Annotated in this window: 2 protein-coding genes, 1 pseudogene and 1 riboswitch; of the genes and pseudogenes, 1 reads left to right on the top strand and 2 read right to left on the bottom strand. The window is 68.4% G+C overall.

The features are described 5' to 3' along the window. Positions 1-830: pseudogene (locus QOC69_RS10145) on the bottom strand (glycogen debranching enzyme); the annotation flags it as partial. 223 nt (positions 831-1,053) lie between these two features. Further along, positions 1,054-1,249, top strand: a riboswitch (cobalamin riboswitch). A gap of 143 nt (positions 1,250-1,392) precedes the next feature. Here QOC69_RS10145 and metE point away from each other — a divergent pair. Beyond that, positions 1,393-3,648 carry a 5-methyltetrahydropteroyltriglutamate--homocysteine S-methyltransferase gene (metE, locus tag QOC69_RS10140; RefSeq protein ID WP_526438957.1) on the top strand — a complete coding sequence of 752 codons (2,256 nt, stop codon included), beginning with the start codon at positions 1,393-1,395 and terminating at the stop codon, positions 3,646-3,648. On the opposite strand, the gene QOC69_RS10135 is transcribed toward metE, so the two are convergent. Beyond that, positions 3,645-4,074 (bottom strand): isochorismatase family protein (locus QOC69_RS10135; RefSeq protein WP_526438955.1); only part of this gene is annotated, 430 nt, incomplete at its 5' end. The two genes, metE and QOC69_RS10135, sit on opposite strands and share 4 nt — an antisense overlap.

Raw genomic sequence — 4,074 nt, 5'->3', positions numbered from 1 at the left:
TCGAGGATCACCTCGATGTCGGCCTCGTGCAGGGTGCGCACCATCGCCTTGAACTCCTGCACCTGGCCGCCGGGTGTGCCGCTGCTGCTGTACTTCGAGTCAGGGGCGAGGAAGCCGATCGTGTTGTAGCCCCAGTAGTTCGACAACCCCTTGTCGATCAGCGTGGAGTCGTTGGCGAAATGGTGCACGGGCATCAACTCGATCGCGGTGATGCCCAGCGACTGGAGGTGCTCGATGATCGCCGGATGAGCGACGGCAGCGTAGGTGCCGCGCATCTGCTCGGGGATGTCCGGATGCGTCTCGGTGAGGCCCTTGACGTGCGCCTCGTAGATGACGGTGTCGGCGTACTCGTGGTTGGGCGGGCGATCGGTGCCCCAATCGAAGAACGGGTTGATCACCACCGACTTGGGCGTGCTGGCCGCGGAGTCGTCGTCGTTGCGGCTGTCCTCGTCGCCGAAGGTGTAGCCGAACAGTGACTGATTCCAGGCGAAGGTGCCATCGATGGCCTTCGCGTACGGGTCAATCAGCAGTTTGTTCGGGTTGCACCGGTGCCCGGCTTCGGGGTCGTTGGGGCCGTGCACGCGGTAGCCGTAGCGCTGGCCAGGTTCGATGTTGGGCAGGAAGCCGTGCCAGACGAACGCGTCGATCTCCGGCAGGGTCACGCGGGTCTCCGCGCCGTCGCCGTCGAACAGGCACAGCTCCACGCGCTCGGCGACCTCGCTGAACAGCGCGAAGTTGGTGCCGGAGCCGTCGTAGGCGGCCCCGAGTGGATAGGCCTTACCGCGCCAGGCTTCCTGGGGCACGGCGTTCGGACTGGCGACTTGGGTCAAGGGGGCACCCTTCTGGTGGCTGGAACCGACCAAGGCGACGATACGGGGCGCCCGGGGGCGCCGGCATTCCGGGCGAGCCGCTCGCACTGGAGGTAAACCGCTGGTCCACCCCTCCTGAACTGCCCGCTTGCCGCCTCGTACAAACCCGACAGGGAAGCGGTGTGGGCACCATCACGCCGGCCCGACCGGAGTGCGCAACGCACACGAATCGCGGGTAGGTGACGTTTGTCGGCGCTTGGCGCCGACATCGCAAGAGGGAACCTGGTGAGAATCCGGGACTGTCCCGCAGCGGTAAGCAGGAACGACCGCCGTCATCAGCACTGGCCCGCAGAGAGATCTGCGGCTGGGAAGCGACGGCCATTAGGTGCACGTCGAGCTCGTCGAGCCCGGGGTGCGTGTCTGCGGGTCCGAAGACCTGCCAGCCGCACCGGGCGCGCCGCGCCCGGTGGTTCATCGCCTCGTGGAATGGGCGGCGGCCGAAGCGGTTACTCCTAGTGGGTGACCGCGCTTGGTTCGATGTCCGCTGGCGGTGACCCATCCCGTTGCAGCGAAGGACGCGAAAATGAAGCCATTGACCACTACCATCACCGGATCGCCGCGCATTGGCCCGAACCGCGAGCTCAAGCGGGCCGTCGAGAAGTACTGGTCGGGCCGGATCGACCGTGCCGAGCTCGAAGGCGTCGCCGCGACGATCCGCCGCGACACCTGGCGCGCACTGGTCGACGCCGGGCTGGATTCGGTTCCGGTGAACACCTTTTCGTACTACGACCAAGTCCTGGACACCGCGGTGTTGGTGGGCGCACTGCCGCCCCGGGTCGCGCACGTCGCCGACGATCTGGACCGCTACTTCGCCGCAGCCCGGGGGAACGACGAGATCGCCCCGCTCGAGATGACGAAGTGGTTCGACACCAACTACCACTACCTGGTGCCCGAGATCGGCGCTGGAACCCGGTTCGCCCTCAACCCGGCCAAGGTGATCGGTGAGCTGGAAGAGGCACGGGCGCAGGGCGTTCCGGCGCGGCCGGTGATCGTCGGACCGATCACCTTCCTCGCGCTGAGCAAGGCAACGGACGGAGCGGCCCCGATCGGCAGGCTCGACGACCTCATTGCCGTGTACGCCGAGCTGCTCGAGCTGCTGGCCGACCAGGGCGTCGAATGGGTTCAGCTGGACGAACCGGTCCTGGTGACCGACATCGTCGACAACGCCGCAGAACTGGCGGAGCGTACCTACCGGTTGCTCGGTGGCCTGAAGAAGCGGCCCGCTCTCTTCGTCGCGACGTACTTCGGTGAGCTGACGGACGCATTGCCCGCGCTGGCGCGCACGCCGGTCGAGGCGATCGGCGTCGATCTCGTCGCGGGCACCGTTGCGCCGTTGGCCGCGGTGCCGGAGCTGGCAGGCAAGACGGTCGTCGCGGGCGTCGTCGACGGCCGCAACATCTGGCGCACCGATCTCGAGGCGGCCCTCGGCACGTTGGCCACCCTGCTGGGAAGCGCGGGAGCGGTTGCCGTATCCACGTCGTGCTCGACGCTGCACGTGCCCTGCTCACTCGACGCCGAGGCCGATCTCGACGACGCTCTGCGCAGCTGGCTGGCGTTCGGCGCGGAGAAGGTCGCGGAGGTGGTGACGCTGGCGCGCGGCCTGCGGGAGGGGCGTGACGCCGTCGCGGCGGAGGTCGACGCCTCCAACGCCGCGATTGCCTCCCGTCGCGCCGATCCGCGGCTCAACAACGGTCAGATCCGGGCGCGCATCTCGTCGATCGTCGCATCGGGTACCGCCCGCGGTCCCGCGGAGGGGCGCCGCGTCGCGCAGAACGAGCGCCTGCACCTGCCCGCGTTGCCGACCACCACCATCGGGTCGTACCCGCAGACGTCGGCCATCCGGGTCGCGCGGGCCGCACTGCGGGCCGGGGAGATCGACAGGGCTGAGTACGTCCGCAGGATGAAAGCAGAGATCTCCGCGGTCATCGACCTGCAGGAGAAGCTGGGTCTCGACGTGCTGGTGCACGGTGAGCCGGAACGCAACGACATGGTGCAGTACTTCGCCGAACAACTCGACGGGTTCTTCGCGACGCAGAACGGCTGGGTGCAGTCCTACGGCAGCCGGTGCGTGCGACCGCCGATCCTGTACGGCGACGTCAGCCGCCCGCAGCCGATGACGGTCGAATGGATCACCTACGCGCAGTCGCTGACCGCCAAGCCCGTGAAGGGCATGCTGACCGGACCGGTGACGATCCTCGCGTGGTCGTTCGTCCGCGACGATCAGCCGTTGGCCGACACGGCCGCGCAGGTGGCGTTGGCGATCCGCGACGAGACGGTCGACCTGCAGGCGGCGGGCATCGCGATCATCCAGGTCGACGAGCCCGCGCTGCGCGAGCTGCTGCCGTTGCGGTCGAAGGACAAGGGCGTCTACCTGAAGTGGGCGGTCGACGCCTTCCGGCTGTCGACGTCTGGCGTCGCGGACTCCACCCAGATCCACACCCACCTCTGCTATTCGGAGTTCGGTGAGGTGATCGGCGCGATCGCAGACCTGGACGCGGACGTGACGTCGATCGAGGCGGCGCGCTCGCACATGGAGGTGCTCGGCGACCTCAACGCGGTCGGCTTCGCCAACAGCGTCGGCCCCGGCGTCTACGACATCCACTCACCCCGGGTGCCCGGCGTCGAGGAGATGGCGGGATCGCTGCGGGAGGCGCTGAAATCCGTTCCCGCCGAACGGCTCTGGGTGAATCCAGACTGCGGGTTGAAGACCCGCACCACCGACGAGGTGACGGCCTCGCTGGAACACCTGGTGGCGGCCGCCGCGCAGGTGCGCGGCTAGCTCGCGATCGCGACGCCCGCGGCCCGCAACGCGTCGACGGCCTCGGCGGTCGACGTCGGTGACACGCCTGCGGTCAGATTGACCAGGACCCGGGTGGTGAAGCCGGCGGCGACCGCGTCGGCCGCGGTGGCCTTCACGCAGTAGTCGGTGGCGATGCCCACCACGTCTACTGCGTCCACGTCGCGGGCGCGCAACCAGTCGGCCAGCGTCGTCCCGTCGTCTGAGTGCGCGCCCTCGAATCCGCTGTAGGCGGCGGAGTAGTGCCCCTTGTGGAACACGGCCTCGACCGCCGTGGGGTCGAACGCCGGGTGGAAGTCGACGCCCTGGGTCCCGACGACGCAGTGCGGTGGCCAGGAGTCCTTGTAGTCGGGGTTCTCGGAGAAGTGGGTGCCGGGATCGATGTGGTAGTCCTTCGTCGCGACGACG

This window comes from Mycobacterium sp. (genome assembly GCF_032162105.1).
Classification (GTDB): Bacteria; Actinomycetota; Actinomycetes; order Mycobacteriales; family Mycobacteriaceae; genus Mycobacterium.
Note: the sequence above shows the minus strand (reverse complement) of the source record. Positions and strands in the feature narration are given on the sequence as shown.